Here is a 17372-nt window from a genome sequence, read left to right as displayed (position 1 = left end):
CAGGATACGTTGGCCCGGTAAGCACAGCGCCACCGGGCGTCAGTGTTTAGCTTTCAATCCCTTTACTACGCAAATAATCGTCGTAGTTGCCGCTGAAGTCCACCACGCGCTCTGGCGTAATTTCAATGACGCGGGTTGCCAGCGAGCTGACGAACTCACGGTCGTGCGAAACAAAGATCAGCGTGCCCTGATACAGCTCCAGCGCCATATTCAGCGATTCGATCGACTCCATATCCAGGTGGTTAGTCGGTTCGTCCATGATCAGGATATTCGGCTTTTGCATCATCAGTTTGCCGAAAAGCATACGGCCCTTCTCGCCACCGGAAAGGACTTTCGCAGGCTTTTTGATATCATCCTGGCTAAATAGCAGGCGGCCCAGAATACTGCGCACTGCCTGCTCGTCGTCGCCTTCCTGCTTCCACTGACTCATCCATTCAAACACCGTCAGGTCATTTTCGAATTCATATTCGTGGTCCTGCGCGTAGTAACCAATACGCGCGTTTTCCGACCATTTAACGGTGCCGTGATCGGCGTCCAGATCGCCAACCAGCGTCTTCAGCAGCGTAGATTTACCCACGCCATTGGTGCCGAGTACCGCCAGCTTCTCGCCGACTTCGAGCAGCAAATTGACATTTTTAAACAGCGGACCGTTATCAAAACCTTTCGTCAGCGCTTCCACTTCCAGAGCGTTACGGAACAGTTTTTTATCCTGCTCAAAACGGATGAACGGGTTCTGACGGCTGGAGGCTTTCACCTCTTCCAGCTTGATTTTATCAATCTGCCGCGCGCGCGACGTTGCCTGACGTGATTTAGAGGCATTGGCGCTAAAACGGCTAACAAAAGATTGCAGCTCGGCAATTTGCGCTTTTTTCTTCGCATTATCGGCCAACAGACGTTCACGCGCCTGAGTCGCCGCCGTCATATACTCATCATAGTTACCCGGATAGACGCGCAAGTCGCCGTAATCCAGATCCGCCATATGCGTACAAACCATGTTCAGGAAGTGACGGTCGTGCGAAATGATGATCATCGTGCTATCGCGCTCGTTCAGCACCTGCTCCAGCCAACGGATAGTATCAATATCCAGGTTGTTGGTCGGTTCGTCGAGCAACAGGATGTCCGGATTAGAGAATAACGCCTGCGCCAGCAGCACACGCAATTTCCAGCCTGGCGCGACTTCACTCATCAGACCGTAATGCTGCTCCAGCGGGATGCCCACCCCCAACAGCAGTTCGCCCGCGCGCGCCTCAGCGGAATAACCGTCCATCTCGCCGTATTTTACTTCCAGATCGGCGACTTTATAGCCGTCTTCTTCGCTCATTTCCGGCAAGGCGTAGATACGGTCGCGCTCCTGCTTGACTTCCCACAGTTCGCCATGCCCCATAATGACAGTATCAAGTACGGTGAATGTTTCAAAAGCGAACTGGTCCTGACGCAGCTTACCGATGCGCTCATTCGGATCGAGGGAAACATTGCCCAGCGTCGGCTCCAGGTCGCCGCCGAGGATTTTCATAAAAGTGGACTTTCCGCTACCGTTGGCGCCGATCAGGCCGTAACGGTTGCCGCCGCCAAATTTGACGGAAATGTTTTCGAACAGCGGCTTACTGCCGAACTGCATGGTAACGTTGCTGGAAACTAACACAGGCTTATCCTGAAAAAAGATGTGACAAACCGCTTATTATGCCACAAGTCTGAAATAAGATCGCGCCCTGTACAAAGGGCTACACTGAACCGTAAGGGAAAAAAACGTGATTTCGTACACATCTGAATTCCCTGTTTACTGGAATGCACCTATAATGCGCTCCCAACATGACAGAATTCTCAACCTACTAGCCTGCTTGGCACAGAATCTCGCATAACATGAATATGAAATTAACAACGCTTTTCGCGGCGGCTTTCGCTGTAGTTGGTTTTTGTAAAACAGCCTCAGCAGTCACTTACCCGCTGCCTACCGATGGTAGCCGTTTAATTGGGCAAAATCAGGTCATCACCGTTCCGGAGGGCAATACCCAGCCGCTGGAGTATTTTGCCGCGGAGTATCAGATGGGGCTCTCCAACATGCTGGAAGCCAACCCTGGCGTGGATACCTTCCTGCCGAAGGGCGGTACCGTGCTGAATATTCCGCAGCAGCTGATCCTGCCGGATACCGTACACGAAGGCATTATCATCAATAGCGCGGAAATGCGCCTCTATTACTACCCGAAAGGCACAAACACCGTTATCGTCCTGCCGATTGGGATCGGTCAGTTAGGTAAAGACACGCCTATCAACTGGACGACCAAAGTTGAACGTAAAAAAGCCGGTCCGACCTGGACGCCTACGGCAAAAATGCACGCTGAATATCGCGCCGCCGGCGAGCCGCTGCCTGCCGTCGTGCCTGCGGGCCCGGATAACCCGATGGGCCTGTACGCGCTGTACATTGGTCGCCTGTATGCTATTCACGGCACCAACGCCAACTTCGGCATCGGGCTTCGCGTGAGCCACGGCTGCGTGCGTCTGCGCAACGACGATATCAAATTCCTGTTTGAAAATGTGCCGGTCGGCACCCGCGTGCAGTTTATCGATGAACCGGTAAAAGCCACCACCGAGCCGGACGGTAGCCGTTACATTGAGGTGCATAACCCGCTGTCAACGACGGAAGCGCAGTTTGAAGGTAAGGAAGCGGTGCCGATCACGCTTAATAAGAGTATCCTGGCCGTCACCAACGAGCCTGACGTTGATCAGACCGTCGTACAACAGGCGGTTCAGGATCGTTCCGGGATGCCGGTTCGTTTGAACTGACAGACTCTGCCTGCGAAGCCCGATAGATACTATCGGGCTTCTCTTACGGTATCAGTTGCAATAATCCATATCCCACCAGCGCCGCCCATGCCAGCATCGGCAGTGAATAGAAATGAAATCGCCACCAGATTCGGCGATCGTTCGCCATCCGTAAAGCAATAAGATTTGCCAGCGACCCCGGCAGCAGACCAAACCCGCCGATATTCACCGCCCACGCCAGCAGCGTCGAGGCCGGTACATAGTTCAGCAGGAGAATGGTACTGGGCACATTACTAATAACCTGAGACAAGCCGATAGCGGTTAGCCAAAGTCCTAGTTGAGACAGTGCGCCAACCTGGTTGAAAACGCCCTGCAACGCCGGCAATTGCGTTAGCAGATGGACATCAATAAACATCGCCATAAATACCAGCAGCAGCGTCCAGTCCACGCTGACTATCACCCTGCGCGCCAGCACAATAAACCCAGCCGCCACCAACACCAGTCCCCATAACTCTTGCCTGAGCTCCAGCGCGGTAAGAAAAACGACATATAATCCCAGGCAACTCCACACCAGACGGGGCTGCCACTGCGGCGAACGCGTACCGGTATGGTACTGTAACGCCCTACCCGGAAAACAAAACCAGCACAGGAGCAGTAACGTCAGCATCATCATGACGGCAAGCGGCGCCATTTGCCCGCTAAATTCAGCAAAGGTTAAGCCGGAGCGTCCCCACAACAGAATATTTTGCGGATTACCGACAGGCGTCAGCAGCGAACCGGCGTTCACCGCCAACGCCTCAAAAATAATCAATCGGTTGACCGGAATCGCACACAGCTTTTTCAACGTTATCGTCAGCGGCACAACGATAAACAGCGCGACATCGTTTGTCAGAAAGGTCGACAGCGCCGCCGCAGCCAGCACCAGGAACATCGCCAGTTGCCGCTCGGTATGAAATCGGCGCGTCATCTTGCGTCCCAGCACATCAAAATAGCCGCTCAGCTCAACGCCTTTAGTGAGCAACATTAACCCACTGAGGGTAATAATGGTGTGCCAGTCAATCGCGCCAGGCCAGGCGCGGGGCGCAAAAGGAACAAACAGGCTTAGCGCCATCCCCACAATGATCAACAACTGAAAAAAACGGTCACGCCGCAGCGCCCGTAAAAAGGCCAGATTCATTCTGCAGATGTTCCATGCTGTTGCGTGAAGGCCAAAAAGGCATCCAATGTCTCCTGGCTGACATGGTGTTCCATCCCTTCCGCATCACGACGCGCGATCTCCGGGCTTACGCCTAATACCAGTAAAAAATTTTCGACAATTTGATGCCGCTCGCGGCTTTCCTGCGCCAGCTTCTCCCCTTCCGGCGTCAGAAAAACGCCGCGCCAGGGGATCATTTGAATAAATCCTAACGATGCCAGGCGCTTAAGCATTTTGGCCACAGTCGGCTGGGAGACGCCGAGCCGCGCCGCCATATCCACCTGACGCGCTTCCCCTACCTCAATAATTAAATCGGAAATCAGCTCAACGTAATCGTCTATCAACTCACGGCGATGCGCCTCTCTGACCTGACGAAATCCTTCAACGTGTTCTTCTACGTTCACCAATTGCGTCACTTTTTTTGTTGTTGGCGTACCTGCGCGACGACCCATTTTGCTTCCTCGTTTCTGTGACGCGTTAACGCGTCAGCTGACAGAGCGCTCATTGTAAACCAGAGTTGTCCGGGCACAAAAAATTAACGTTTTAGCAATAGCTATAAAACATAGCCTGTGCTATATCTGTATGTAATGCAGACATCCCTCACGGATCGATGGGATAGAAACATCAGGAGGTTTATATGAACGAATTTAAGAGGTGTATACGCGTGTTCAGTCACTCTCCCTTTAAAGTCCGGTTAATGCTGCTCTCTATGTTGTGCGATATGATCAACGGCAAACCGGAACAGGATAACCCTTCCACGAAATAACGCGGCGGTGCGGTACGCCGCTTTATTTTGCATCCTCAACGGAAATGGCGCCCATTTCCCCTGTTTTTTTGTGGTTTTGCTATTCTCTTCGCAAAACATTTTCTTTCCGGCGGTTGACCTTCTTACCCGCACGCTCTATCTTCTGGCAGCCCTGAATATTTTGCGACTCGCCGTTGCGAACCCAATACCTTTTTTACGCATAATCAGGCAGGTAATGACCCTTCGCGCCAGGGTTAGCACATGGCGTTTTTGCAATAGTGGCATATGAATTCAACCCTTATCGATTCACTTCTCGCCCGTCGTCGGGCTGTAAGCCCGTGGACGGGCCTCTACTTTTTACAGTCGCTGCTGATTAACCTCGCGCTCGGCTATCCCTTTAGCCTGCTTTATACCGCGGCGTTTACCTGCCTGTTGCTGCTGCTCTGGCGCTACCTGCCTCGCGGACAAAAAGCGCTGCTCGGCATCTGTTCGCTGGTAGCCGCTTGCTATTTTCCCTTTGGCCAGGCTTACGGCGCGCCGAACTTTAATACGCTGCTGGCGCTGCACTCCACCAATATGGAAGAGTCGAGCGAAATCCTGACCATCTTCCCGTGGTATAGCTACCTGACCGGACTTTTTATTTTTGCGCTGGGTATTATTGCGCTTCGCCGCCGAAAAGAAGAGGTCAGGCCGCGCTGGAATAGCCTCGACAGCCTGTGCCTGCTGATTAGCGTCGCGGCATTTTTCGTCGCGCCGGTACAAAATCTGGCGTGGGGCGGCGTTTTTAAGGTTATTGATACCGGCTATCCGGTTTTTCGCTTCGCCAAAGACGTTATCGTCAATAACAACGAAGTCATTGAAGAGCAGCACCGTATGGCGCAGCTATCCGGCATAAAAGATAGCTGGACGGTTACTGCGGTGAAACCCAGATATCACATCTATGTCGTGGTGATTGGTGAAAGCGCGCGACGGGATGCCATGGGCGCTTTCGGCGGCCACTGGGATAATACCCCCTTCGCCAGCCATGTGAATGGCGACTTCTTTATGGATTACATCGCCGCCAGCGGCTCAACGCAAAAATCGCTCGGTTTAACGCTCAATCGCGTGGTGGATAACAAACCGCAGTATCAGGATAACTTCGTCACGCTGGCTAACCGCGCCGGTTTTCAGACATGGTGGTTTTCCAATCAGGGGCAAATCGGTGAATACGACACGGCCATCGCCAGTATCGCCAAACGCGCCGATGAAGCGCATTTCCTGAAAAACGGCGATTTTGAAGCGGATAAAAATACTCGCGACGACGCGCTGTTAAGCATGACGGCGCAGGTATTGGCGACAGAACGCACGCAACCGCAGTTGATTGTGTTGCATTTAATGGGGTCGCATCCCCAGGCCTGCGACCGTACTCAGGGAAAATACGCGACGTTTGTCCAGTCGAAAGAGACGTCTTGTTATTTATACACCATGACGCAAACCGATGATTTACTCCGTCAGCTCTATACTCAGCTTCGTCATAGCGGCGACAGTTTTTCGCTCGTCTATTTCTCCGATCACGGGCTGGCGTTTAAAGAGCGCGGCAAAGCGGTACAGTACCTGGCGCATGACGACAAATTCCAGCAAAACTTCCAGGTGCCGTTTATGGTGCTATCCAGCGACAGTAAAGCGCATCGGATCATTAAAGCTCGCCGTTCTGCGAACGATTTCCTGAGTTTTTTCTCGCAATGGACAGGAATTAGCGCTAAAGAGATCAAAAATCGCTATCGATTTATTTCGGAGCAGAAAGCCGGGCCCGTTTATATCACCAATTTCAAATTACAAAAAGTGGACTATAACCATCTGGGCAGCGATATTTTTTCACTAAAATAATGCACGTTTCAGGCAAAAAAAATCCGCCCCGAAAGGCGGATTTTTCATTTTCACCGACGTGATTAGAAGCGGTAACCCACGCCAGCAATCCAGGTGCCAACGTCAACGCTACGAATACGGCTCTGCTCGTAAGAGAAGTCCAGAGCAACATTTTCCATCGGGTTGAATTGCAGACCAGCGCCATAGGAGAAGCCATAATCGCTGGTGTCATGTTTGTAGGTTGGGTAATCGGTCGTCTGGAATTTACCGTAACCCACACCGACTACACCGTAGATGCTCGCCCAATCGTTCAGACGGTAAGCCGGGCCGGCAGTGATGCCGTAGTACTGACCTTTGTTGTAATCGCCCGCACCGTTAGTACGATCTTTTTCGGTGTAGGTGAAGGAACCGATTACGCCCAGCGGGTTGTCGTCCTGCTCATAACGATACTTCAGGTTAAAACCGCTCATTTTATTCGCTACGCCCTGCGCGTCGCTCTGAGCGTAACCACCGGTAACGGTAGAAGTAGCAGCTACTGCAGTACCTGCGGAAAAAGCCAGAACAGCGGCCAGTGCTGAAAGACATGCAATTTTTTTCATAACCACCTCAAATGTGCTTCAAGTAAGTCCTAAGTTTTAAATATATCAAAAATTAATGGGAAACTCTTTGCGATTCACGGTGTCTAAGGGCGCCTTTCATGTAACAGAACGTTTCCATATCGCGCTATCTTATTCAATTAACATCACTTTTCCGGCTGATTGCACCAATAATGCGCGTGCGGCGCGATACATTCATCCAGATTATTCCTAAACTAACAGTCTATTTATCCATCAATTTAAGTTCATTTTATGGAATCCTGGAAATTTTTTTTCAACGAATCCTCAACCGCCGCGGGGAATTTCCATTACACTGCCACCTTTACTCGTACTGACATTTTTTGACAGGAGAAAGGATGCCGGGGTCAACACGTAAACTACCAGTCTGGTTGCCCATTTTGGTTTTGCTCATTGCCATGTCCTCTATTCAGAGTGGCGCTTCACTGGCGAAATCGTTATTTCCTCTTGTCGGCGCGCCGGGCGTAACGGCGCTTCGTCTGGCGTTGGGAACGCTTATCCTTATCGCCTTTTTCAAACCCTGGCGTTTGCGTTTTGCCAAAGAGCAGCGGCTGCCTTTACTGTTTTATGGTCTGTCGCTGGGCGGGATGAACTATCTATTCTATCTGTCGATTCAGACGGTGCCGTTGGGTATTGCGGTCGCGCTGGAATTTACCGGTCCTCTGGCGGTCGCGCTGTTTTCATCCCGGCGGCCGGTAGATTTTATTTGGGTCGTACTGGCTGTGCTTGGGCTCTGGTTCCTGCTGCCATTAGGGCAAGATATGTCTCACGTCGATCTTACCGGGGCCGCGTTAGCGCTCGGCGCTGGCGCCTGTTGGGCTGTCTATATTCTTACTGGCCAGCGAGCAGGCGCGGAACATGGTCCGGCCACGGTGGCGGTAGGCTCGCTGATTGCCGCCATCATTTTCGTGCCGATTGGCGCAGTTCAGGCTGGCGACGCGCTATGGCACTGGTCGATTCTTCCCTTAGGGTTAGCGGTCGCTGTGCTTTCTACGGCGCTGCCTTATTCACTGGAAATGATTGCGCTGACGCGCCTGCCAACCCGCACCTTCGGTACGCTGATGAGCATGGAACCCGCGCTGGCCGCCGTTTCCGGGATGATTTTTCTGGGCGAAACGCTTACGGGCATACAAATCATGGCCCTGTGCGCCATCATTGCCGCTTCAATGGGATCTACCCTAACGATTCGCCGCGAACCGCAAATTAAACAAGTTGACGTAAAATAGTTTCTTATTCTGCATGATGTGCATAATCATGCAGAATATCACCTCGTTATTCACCTTTTATTATCGCGCTATTACTTCGTCATTTTTTGTCATATTTTTTCTCATTTTTTACATTAAAATGAGAATTATTACCCACCAAACAGCAAACTCGTCTAACTAATTGATTTTTAATCATAATAAATATTAAATCTTGTCTGTACTATTAAAGTGATAGGTAAATTCAAAAAAGCAAAGTTAAAAACCGGTGCTATACTTATTTTCGTTAATTACCTGGGACACAAACATCAAGAGGATATGAGATTATGAGTACCGCTAAACTGGTAAAAACAAAAGCGTCTAATCTGCTTTATACCCGTAACGATGTATCAGAGAGCGATAAAAAAGCGACGGTTGAGTTGCTTAATCGTCAGGTGATCCAGTTCATTGACCTGTCGCTGATCACGAAACAGGCCCACTGGAACATGCGCGGTGCTAACTTTATTGCCGTTCATGAGATGCTGGATGGCTTCCGTACCGCACTGACCGATCATCTGGATACTATGGCCGAGCGCGCCGTACAGCTTGGCGGTGTGGCGTTAGGCACCACGCAAGTTATCAACAGCAAAACTCCACTGAAAAGCTATCCGCTCGATATCCATAACGTGCAGGATCACTTAAAAGAACTGGCCGATCGCTACGCTGTTGTCGCTAATGATGTTCGCAAAGCTATCGGTGAAGCCAAAGATGAAGACACTGCCGATATCTTTACCGCTGCATCACGCGACCTCGATAAATTCCTGTGGTTTATCGAATCCAACATCGAATAAATCTATCTCTACCCTGAATACTTCGAGTTGCAGGAAGGTACAAACGCAGCGAATCCGCAGGAGCCTGACTTCCGTCGGTAACTGAAGCGAACGCACCTGCAACTTGATGTACACAGGTATATAAGTCATCCCTATACCCCTGCCTGTCACAGGGGTTTTGCACTTAAATAGTGCACACGTCTTGTACTCCCCTCCGATAAAAGTGAATTATTTGTAATAATTACATCACACAATCGTTAATTAAAGATTGTTTTAACAACAATTTTTACGCTAAATAGACCCTGTATCTCTACTTTGTTATTCATGCACTAAATCAGTGCCCCGAAACGGTGCGGCATACTGGTTTTGCCCGACTTATTGTGCACAGGAATGATTCATGCTTCTGTTAAAACAATGAGTTACATAATTGGCATGATTTTTTCATTACGCTACATGTTCTCGCAGGGGATCGCCCCGTGGATAGAAAAGGAAATGCTATGAAGTCTCTATTAAAAGTTTCACTGGCTGCACTTACCCTGGCTTTTGCGGTGTCTTCGCACGCTGCGGATAAGAAACTCGTTGTGGCAACCGATACGGCGTTCGTTCCGTTTGAATTTAAACAGGGCGACAAATACGTCGGTTTTGATGTTGATCTGTGGGACGCTATCGCGAAAGAACTGAAGCTGGACTACACCCTGAAACCGATGGATTTCAGCGGCATTATTCCGGCATTACAAACCAAAAATATCGATCTGGCGCTGGCGGGTATTACGATTACGGACGAGCGTAAAAAAGCGATCGACTTTTCCGATGGCTATTACAAAAGCGGCCTGCTCGTGATGGTGAAAGCCAATAATAACGACATTAAAAGCGTGAAAGACCTCGATGGCAAAGTCGTTGCCGTGAAGAGCGGAACCGGGTCGGTGGATTACGCGAAAGCGAATATCAAAACCAAAGATCTGCGTCAGTTCCCGAACATTGATAACGCGTACATGGAATTAGGCACCAACCGCGCAGACGCCGTTCTGCACGATACGCCGAACATCCTGTACTTTATCAAAACCGCAGGCAACGGCCAGTTCAAGGCGGTAGGCGAATCGCTGGAAGCACAGCAATACGGAGTTGCCTTCCCGAAAGGCAGCGATGAACTGCGCGAGAAAGTCAACGGCGCGCTGAAAACGCTGCGTGAGAATGGCACCTATAACGAAATCTACAAAAAATGGTTCGGTACAGAACCTAAATAAAACGACCTGATGTTGGCTTGTGGCCCGGTAGTGAGGACGCTCACCGGGCCTACAGCTCTTTTTCGTGACGGATAAGACACTTTCACGCCATTTCCGCGCCGGATAGAGCATTTGACTATTTACACCACGGTAACAGGAACGACATATGCAGTTTGACTGGAGCGCCATCTGGCCCGCCATTCCGCTTTTACTTGAGGGCGCTAAAATGACCCTGTGGATCTCGGTCCTCGGTCTGGCTGGCGGCCTGGTTATTGGACTGGCGGCAGGTTTTGCCCGTACGTTTGGCGGCTGGTTCGCCAACCATATCGCCCTGGTTTTCATTGAAATTATTCGCGGCACGCCCATCGTTGTCCAGGTCATGTTTATCTACTTTGCCCTGCCGATGGCATTTAATGATTTGCGTATTGATCCGTTCAGCGCAGCGGTCGTGACAATTATGATTAACTCCGGCGCTTATATCGCGGAAATTACTCGTGGCGCAGTACTATCCATTCACAAAGGCTTTCGCGAAGCGGGTCTGGCGCTGGGCCTTTCTCGCCGGGAAACCATCCGCCATGTTATTTTACCGCTTGCTCTGCGCCGTATGCTGCCGCCGCTGGGCAACCAGTGGATCATTAGCATCAAAGACACCTCGTTGTTTATTGTTATCGGCGTAGCCGAGCTGACCCGTCAGGGCCAGGAAATTATTGCCGGTAACTTTCGCGCCCTGGAAATCTGGAGCGCCGTGGCCGTCTTCTATTTGATCATTACGCTGGTGCTGAGCTTTATTTTGCGTCGTCTTGAAAGAAGGATGAAAATCCTGTGATTGAATTTAAAAACGTTTCCAAGCACTTTGGCCCCACCCAGGTGCTGCATAACATTGATTTAAACATCCGTCAGGGCGAAGTGGTTGTGATTATCGGCCCTTCCGGTTCGGGTAAATCCACGTTATTACGCTGTATCAATAAACTGGAAGAGATCACCTCCGGCGATCTGATTGTCGATGGTCTGAAAGTCAACGATCCTAAAGTAGACGAACGGCTGATTCGCCAGGAAGCCGGCATGGTGTTTCAACAGTTTTATCTGTTCCCGCATCTGACCGCGCTCGAAAACGTGATGTTCGGCCCTCTGCGCGTGCGCGGCGTAAAGAAAGAAGAAGCGGAAAAACAGGCGAAAGCTCTGTTAGCGAAAGTTGGACTGGCGGAACGGGCGCACCACTACCCCTCCGAGCTTTCCGGCGGTCAACAACAGCGCGTCGCCATTGCCCGAGCGCTGGCCGTGAAGCCGAAAATGATGCTCTTTGACGAGCCAACCTCCGCTCTGGACCCTGAACTGCGCCATGAAGTGCTGAAAGTCATGCAGGATCTGGCGGAAGAAGGCATGACCATGGTCATTGTCACTCACGAAATCGGCTTTGCCGAAAAAGTCGCCTCACGGCTGATTTTCATCGATAAAGGCCGTATTGCCGAAGATGGCAGTCCGCAGGCGTTGATCGAAAACCCGCCAAGCCCACGTTTACAGGAATTTTTACAGCACGTCTCCTGAGATATCGCCCTTCCTGCCCTGCGGCAGGGAGGGCATCATGGAATAGTCCCATTTCATTTTCCCTTCCCTGCGCCATCTATACTTAGTGTTTTGCGTCTCTTTTCTCACTGGAGGAGTCATGCGGTGGACCCTGTTCATCCTTTTTTGTCTACTGGGCGCGCCTGCCCATGCGGTCGCCATACCCGGCGTGACCACGGGGACATCAACCAGTCAGCAAGCAGCGCCAGAGCCCAGTCCTGAACAAAAAAAAGCGGCCTATGCGGCCCTGGCTGACGTACTGGAGAACGAGGCTTCACGTAACGAATTAATAGCGCAACTCCGCGAAGCCTCAACCACGCCGCCGACCGAGCCAGCGCCAGCGCTTGCGCCGCCTGCGGCCAAAGATGAGAAAACGGTACTGGAGAACGTCACCACCGTTACCCGTCAGTACGGCGATGCTTTCGCTACCCGTTTCGCCCAGCTTTATCGCAACATCACCGATGCGCCGCACAAGCCGTTTAACTCGCAAACCTTCACCAACGCGTTAACCCACTTTTTATTTCTGGCCGTCGCGGTATTTGGTTTTTATAGCGTGATACGGCTTTGCGCCCTGCCGTTATATCGAAAAATGGGCCTGTGGGCACGCAAGAAAAACCGTGAACGCAGCAACTGGTTACAGCTCCCGGCGATGATCGTCGGCGCGTTTATTATCGACCTCCAGCTACTGGCGCTCACCTTATTTATCGGTCAGATGCTCAGTGATAATTTCCATGCGGGAAGTCGAACTATCGCTTTTCAGCAAAGCCTGTTCCTGAATGCCTTCGCGCTAATAGAGTTCTTTAAAGCGATTCTGCGGCTTATTTTTTGCCCTAATGTACCGGAATTACGCCCATTCGCGATTCAGGATGCGACAGCGCGTTACTGGAATCGCCGTATGAGTTCGCTTAGCAGTTTGATTGGCTACGGGCTGATTGTTGCCGTTCCGATTATTTCCAATCAGGTGAATGTTCAGGTTGGCGCGATGGCTAATGTGGCGATCATGCTCTGCATCACCATCTGGGCGCTGTACCTGATCTTTAAAAACAAAGCGGAGATTACGCAACATTTATTAAGCCTGGCGGAACGATCATTAGCCTTTTTTAGCCTGTTTATCCGCGCCTTTGCGCTGGTGTGGCACTGGCTGGCCAGCGCTTACTTTATCGTGCTGTTTTTCTTCTCGTTATTCGACCCAGGCAATAGCCTGAAGTTTATGATGGGCGCGACCGTGCGCAGTCTGGCGATTATTGGCATCGCCGCGTTTATCTCCGGCATGTTTACCCGCTGGATAGCGAAAACCATCACCCTGTCGCCCCACACGCAGCGCAATTACCCGGAATTACAAAAGCGGCTTAACGGCTGGCTCTCCTCGGCGCTAAAAGTCGCACGCTTTTTGACCGTCTGCGTCGCCGTTATGCTGTTGCTCAACGCCTGGGGATTATTCGATTTCTGGCACTGGCTACATTATGGCGCGGGGGAAAAGATGGTCGATATCCTCATCCGTATCGCGTTAATCTTATTCTTCTCCGCCGTGGGATGGACGATTCTCGCCAGTCTGATTGAGAATCGCCTGGCCTCCGATATTCATGGCCGCCCGCTACCCAGCGCCCGCACGCGCACGCTGCTGACGCTGTTCCGCAATGCGCTGGCAGTGATTATCAGTACCATAACCATCATGATCGTGTTATCGGAAATCGGCGTCAATATCGCGCCATTACTGGCTGGCGCGGGCGCGTTAGGTCTGGCTATCTCTTTCGGTTCGCAAACCCTGGTGAAAGATATTATTACCGGCGTCTTTATTCAGTTTGAAAACGGGATGAATACCGGCGACTTAGTCACCATAGGCCCGCTGACGGGGACGGTCGAAAGAATGTCGATTCGTTCCGTCGGCGTGCGGCAGGATACCGGGGCATACCATATTATCCCGTGGTCCTCGATCACCACTTTCGCCAACTTTGTGCGCGGTATCGGCTCTGTTGTCGCCAACTATGACGTGGATCGCCATGAGGATGCGGATAAAGCGAATCAGGCGCTGAAAGACGCGGTAACGGCGCTGATGGAGACGGAGGATATTCGCGGGCTGATTATCGGCGACCCCACGTTCGCCGGTATTGTCGGTTTAACGAACACGGCGTTTACTTTACGCGTATCGTTCACCACCCTACCACTCAAGCAGTGGACAGTGCGTTTTGCCCTTGATAGCCAGGTGAAAAAGCATTTTGATCTGGCTAATGTGCGCGCGCCGGTGCAAACGTATCAGGTTCTGCCCGCCCCCACCGGCGGCCCGTCGTCTGATTCGCTGCCGCCGCGCGAACCGACGATTTAGCGTTTGCGGGTGATAAAACGGCGACGCTGGTCGTCATCCATAAAGGTCCAGGCAATAAAGCGGCTTTGCTTTTGCCCCTGGGCCATCTCTTTTTTCACCACTTTCACCGCGCCAGCCTCCGTCAACGCCCGGTAAAGCGGCGGTAAATTCTCGCCGCGCGACACCAACGTCGTAAACCACAACACCTGACGGCGGAAGGATTGGCTTTCAGCAATCATTTTTTTAATAAAGGCGACTTCGCCGCCTTCGCACCATAGCTCCTGCTGTTGACCGCCAAAGTTCAGCGCATCATCTTTATTCTGCCCCAAATTGCGGCGCTTACGCTCGCTGCCCGCGCGGGCTGCGGCGGCGGAGTCGTGAAAAGGCGGGTTACAAAGCGTTGCGTCATAAAATTCATTTTTATGAATGATACCGGTAAAAATGGCCGCCGGATCTTTTTGCCGACGCAGACGAATGGCGCGGCTTAACCCCGTATTAGCCTGAATGATAGCCTGCGCGCTGGACATCGCTGCGTCGCTGACTTCACTACCGGTAAATCGCCAGCCATATTCATGGACGCCGATAAGCGGATAAATACAATTGGCGCCCACGCCCACGTCCAGAATAGTTGCCTGCGCCGGAATACTCCCTGTCGTTTCGCCAAGCAGATCCGCCAGATGATGGATATAATCCGCACGACCAGGCACCGGCGGACATAAAAACCCTGGCGGAATGTCCCAGTGTGTAACGGCATAAAAATGCGCCAGCAACGCCTTATTGAGCGCTTTTACCGCTTGCGGATTAGCAAAATCAACGCTCTGTTCACCGGCGGGCGTGCGGATAAGAAAGGACGTCAATTCCGGCGTGGTCTGACACAGTGCGGCGAGATCATAACGGTGTTGATGGCGGTTGCGCGGGTGTAACCCCGATTTCTGGGCGGACATGGCATTCTCCTTTTAGCAGCGGCGTAAGATACCCGTATAACGCCACGGGGTAAATATACCACCGCGAATTCCCTGCCTCGCTCGTTTGATCGGATATCTGAATGACATTGGTTCTGCTCATGGTCTGAAAAGATCGCGCGATGCGATTTTTTCACCTGACGGCGCTACACTTAACCTCAGGTACCCTAAAATCAGGAGAGCGTGATGGCATCCGGCTGGGCAAATGATGACGCAGTGAATGAACAAATCAACAATACCATTGAAGATGCCGTTGCTCGCGCTCGCGGCGAACTTCCCCACGGCGAAAGTCGCGATGAATGCGAATCGTGCGGCGACCCTATCCCTGAAGCGCGGCGTAAAGCCGTACCGGGCGTTCGGTTATGCATATCCTGCCAACAGGAGAAAGATTTACATAACGCAACATTTTCAGGATATAATCGTAGAGGTTCAAAAGACAGCCAGTTACGCTGACTTTTCTTTACCGAAACCGCCAGTATCATCCATTCCTTTACGCTCATGCTTTTTAGCGTTCTGCGTCGCAGAATGTGCCGTTAACCTCGACTCTGTAAAGCCAGATGACAAGAACGGTAAATTCCACCGTTGAATTAATTAATAATCAATAGGTTATTTGTCATTCAAAAATTTTGAGCAAGGCCGTCAATTCTATTCGATTTTATCTTTCGCAAAAAACCGTGATACTCATCACATCGACGGAACATCGTCCCATAAACAGAATAACCTGCGAGAGATTAATCATGAAAACCATTAAATATGCTGTTGCAGCCATCGCGCTTTCCACCCTTTCTTTTGGCGCTTTTGCCGCAGAACCGGTTAGCGCGTCTCAGACGCAAAACCTGCATAAAATCGGCGTAGTGTCTGCCGACGGCGCCACCACGCTGGATGGCCTGGAAGCTAAACTGGCTGAAAAAGCCGCCGCTGCTGGCGCAAGCGCTTATAACATCACCTCCGCCGTGGGTAATGACAAAATGAGCGGCACTGCGGTGATTTATAAATAATTTACCTGCCCGCCAGATTTCAGGCTGTAACATCGCTGTTGTTTGAATTCTGACGGGTATTACCCTCGTCTGTTTGCCAACAGACCCACTGCTCCAACCCTCATTAACCCTGTTTGTTACCCTTATTTGCCCGTCCGTCACTGGACGGGCTTTTTTTATTCGCTAAAAGTCTGTTCGACACGCGCAAGCCCGTCTTCTAACGTCGCCGCCTCTCTCGTCGCAACCAGACAACAGGCCATTTGCGTTTTTAATGATTGCGGCATCGGCTCGCGGCCGGCAAGGCAGCACTCAATCCAGCGCGCGGTGATTTCAGGATCTTTAGTCGCAGGCAGTGAAAGCGGCTCGTCGTGCGTGTCGCTCTGACGCTCATGCAGTACCTGCACGCCACGGCTATCAATCAGGCTGATTTGCGGACAGCGTTGCGGGTTGGCATAGACTTCGCCTTCGGTACCATGCATCAGCAAAGCCCGCCCGCCAATGCGGCTAAAAAAGGTCGCCACACGCGGGACATATTCAGGGTGAGAAACGCTTGATAAACGCAGCGCGGCATCCTCAGCAAATGGCGTCGCCAGCTTGGCCAGTGAATGCGCGCTGTTGCGCACACCCATCCGCCAGCGCATCGCCAGCTGTTTTTCCAGCGGCGGGCAGAGCGCGCTCACCGGGATAAACACCGGCTGGTGCCCGTCCAGTTTGGCCTGCGCTTGTCCACCGTGTAGAGTGGGGACAATCCCCATCAGCTCAAATATTGTTTCCGTCAGTACACGGGTCGGATCTTCGCTGACGCCGTGTACTACGACTGGAAAGCCCAATTTATGCAGCAGGATAGCCAGCAGCGGCGTTAAATTCGCCTGTTTACGCGCGCCGTTATAGCTGGGAATAACGACCGGCAACGGCCTATCTGCGGGCGGTGTCAGTTTGATGGTATGATTCTGCATGGCTTCATAAAAGCCCAGCATTTCGGCTTCGCCTTCGCCTTTAATACGCAGCGCCATCAATATACTGCCCATTTCCAGGTCGGGGATGTCGCCATTCAGCATTCGGGTATACAAACCGCGCGCGGTATCCAGATCCAAATCGCGGGCGTGATTTTTACCTCGCCCGATCTCTTTGATGATCTTGCGATAATCCATTGAAAGCTCCTTGAAGTGTGCTCA

At 51.6% G+C, this 17372-nt stretch carries 17 protein-coding genes; 11 read left to right on the top strand and 6 right to left on the bottom strand.

Annotation, left to right across the window (positions count from 1 at the left end):
• Window positions 1-46 precede the first annotated feature (46 nt).
• Window positions 47-1642 carry an ABC-F family ATPase gene (locus tag J4645_RS02820; RefSeq protein WP_000961480.1) on the bottom strand — a complete coding sequence of 532 codons (1596 nt, stop codon included), beginning with the start codon at window positions 1640-1642 and terminating at the stop codon, window positions 47-49.
• A 218-nt stretch (window positions 1643-1860) separates the two neighbouring features.
• Here J4645_RS02820 and ldtB point away from each other — a divergent pair, with 218 nt between their 5' ends.
• Window positions 1861-2781, top strand: coding sequence for a L,D-transpeptidase (gene ldtB / locus J4645_RS02815; RefSeq protein WP_001056404.1), 921 nt, complete (start codon window positions 1861-1863; stop codon window positions 2779-2781).
• Between the two features lie 43 nt (window positions 2782-2824).
• Here the strand turns inward: ldtB and J4645_RS02810 are convergent, their stop codons facing one another.
• The gene (locus J4645_RS02810; protein ID WP_023215091.1) at window positions 2825-3937 is read right to left on the bottom strand and encodes an anion transporter; all 1113 of its coding nucleotides are present in this window, start codon (window positions 3935-3937) and stop codon (window positions 2825-2827) included.
• Window positions 3934-4407, bottom strand: coding sequence for a manganese-binding transcriptional regulator MntR (gene mntR, locus J4645_RS02805; protein WP_000533542.1), 474 nt, complete (start codon window positions 4405-4407; stop codon window positions 3934-3936). Before mntR ends, J4645_RS02810 begins: the two co-directional genes overlap by 4 nt.
• A gap of 185 nt (window positions 4408-4592) precedes the next feature.
• Here mntR and mntS point away from each other — a divergent pair, with 185 nt between their 5' ends.
• Window positions 4593-4721, top strand: coding sequence for a manganase accumulation protein MntS (gene mntS / locus J4645_RS02800; RefSeq protein ID WP_001001755.1), 129 nt, complete (start codon window positions 4593-4595; stop codon window positions 4719-4721).
• A 264-nt stretch (window positions 4722-4985) separates the two neighbouring features.
• Window positions 4986-6566 (top strand): phosphoethanolamine transferase, encoded by a 1581-nt coding sequence (locus tag J4645_RS02795; protein ID WP_023212637.1) that lies wholly within the window; start codon window positions 4986-4988, stop codon window positions 6564-6566.
• A 62-nt stretch (window positions 6567-6628) separates the two neighbouring features.
• Here J4645_RS02795 and ompX read toward each other — a convergent pair whose 3' ends face one another.
• Window positions 6629-7144: an outer membrane protein OmpX gene (ompX, locus tag J4645_RS02790; protein WP_000716763.1), complete on the bottom strand. Its 516-nt coding sequence runs from the start codon at window positions 7142-7144 to the stop codon at window positions 6629-6631.
• 353 nt (window positions 7145-7497) lie between these two features.
• Between ompX and rhtA the strand changes: the two genes are divergently transcribed.
• From rhtA to ybiO, 6 genes are all read left to right on the top strand, one after another.
• Complete coding sequence (gene rhtA, locus J4645_RS02785) at window positions 7498-8385, top strand: threonine/homoserine exporter RhtA (protein WP_001119555.1); 888 nt, start codon at window positions 7498-7500, stop codon at window positions 8383-8385.
• Between the two features lie 302 nt (window positions 8386-8687).
• Complete coding sequence (gene dps / locus J4645_RS02780) at window positions 8688-9191, top strand: DNA starvation/stationary phase protection protein Dps (protein WP_000100805.1); 504 nt, start codon at window positions 8688-8690, stop codon at window positions 9189-9191.
• Window positions 9192-9667: 476 nt separating this feature from the next.
• Window positions 9668-10414 (top strand): glutamine ABC transporter substrate-binding protein GlnH, encoded by a 747-nt coding sequence (gene glnH, locus J4645_RS02775; RefSeq protein ID WP_000838671.1) that lies wholly within the window; start codon window positions 9668-9670, stop codon window positions 10412-10414.
• Between the two features lie 145 nt (window positions 10415-10559).
• Window positions 10560-11219, top strand: coding sequence for a glutamine ABC transporter permease GlnP (gene glnP / locus J4645_RS02770; protein ID WP_001159076.1), 660 nt, complete (start codon window positions 10560-10562; stop codon window positions 11217-11219).
• The gene (glnQ, locus tag J4645_RS02765; protein WP_000569093.1) at window positions 11216-11938 is read left to right on the top strand and encodes a glutamine ABC transporter ATP-binding protein GlnQ; all 723 of its coding nucleotides are present in this window, start codon (window positions 11216-11218) and stop codon (window positions 11936-11938) included. Before glnP ends, glnQ begins: the two co-directional genes overlap by 4 nt.
• A 118-nt stretch (window positions 11939-12056) precedes the next feature.
• Window positions 12057-14279, top strand: coding sequence for a mechanosensitive channel protein (gene ybiO / locus J4645_RS02760; RefSeq protein WP_023215092.1), 2223 nt, complete (start codon window positions 12057-12059; stop codon window positions 14277-14279).
• Here the strand turns inward: ybiO and rlmF are convergent.
• Window positions 14276-15202, bottom strand: a complete 927-nt coding sequence (rlmF, locus tag J4645_RS02755) for a 23S rRNA (adenine(1618)-N(6))-methyltransferase RlmF (protein WP_001275974.1) — start codon at window positions 15200-15202, stop codon at window positions 14276-14278. The genes ybiO and rlmF overlap by 4 nt on opposite strands.
• 204 nt (window positions 15203-15406) lie before the next feature.
• On the opposite strand from rlmF, the gene J4645_RS02750 reads away from it, so the two are divergent.
• Both J4645_RS02750 and ybiJ read left to right on the top strand, forming a co-directional pair.
• Entirely contained in the window at window positions 15407-15673 is a 267-nt protein-coding gene (locus J4645_RS02750) for a DksA/TraR family C4-type zinc finger protein (protein WP_000146332.1), read from the top strand.
• Window positions 15674-15957: 284 nt separating this feature from the next.
• A complete protein-coding gene (gene ybiJ / locus J4645_RS02745) occupies window positions 15958-16218 on the top strand; it encodes a DUF1471 family protein YbiJ (protein ID WP_000849089.1) in 261 nt (86 codons plus the stop codon).
• 155 nt (window positions 16219-16373) lie between these two features.
• Here ybiJ and ybiB read toward each other — a convergent pair whose 3' ends face one another.
• Complete coding sequence (gene ybiB / locus J4645_RS02740) at window positions 16374-17348, bottom strand: DNA-binding protein YbiB (RefSeq protein WP_023215093.1); 975 nt, start codon at window positions 17346-17348, stop codon at window positions 16374-16376.
• Window positions 17349-17372 lie beyond the last annotated feature (24 nt).

This window comes from Salmonella sp. 32082101201600294FB01SM01, assembly GCF_017572865.1.
GTDB lineage: Bacteria > Pseudomonadota > Gammaproteobacteria > Enterobacterales > Enterobacteriaceae > Salmonella > Salmonella enterica.
This window is presented reverse-complemented; position numbering and strand designations above follow the sequence as displayed.